This window comes from Oleiphilus sp. HI0117 (assembly GCF_001635235.1).
The window spans coordinates 1-345 of the sequence record NZ_LWGA01001313.1 but is presented as its reverse complement, the minus strand read 5'-3'; the positions used below and the strand labels follow the sequence as shown (position 1 = coordinate 345).

Below are 345 nucleotides of genomic sequence, written 5' to 3'. Positions count from 1 at the left end.
CCTTCCGATATTTTGTTCTTGCCTGAAATATATTTTCGGGCGACATCGGTCACTGCTTTGTTCATGGCGGTATTGTTATGGGTTGTCGAGACAATCAAGTTGCAGTAGGTGACTTGGTCATTCTCATTGACTTTGTAATGGTGGAATAAAGAGCCTCTCGGCGCTTCGATTACGGCTATCCCTTCTTCACGACGATCGCCGGTTAGTTTGAGATCCGTACCCATAATATCCGGGTCAAGAAGTAGTTCTTTGATCTTTTCGACACAGTGAAGGACTTCTATCATTCGTGCCCAGTGATAGGCCAAAGACATATGAGCAGGCTTATGTTGGGAGAACTCTTTGAAT

General features: G+C 44.6%; 1 pseudogene. It reads right to left on the bottom strand.

What is annotated here, in order from left to right:
• Positions 1-345, bottom strand: a pseudogene (locus A3757_RS27240) (Ni/Fe hydrogenase subunit alpha); the annotation flags it as partial.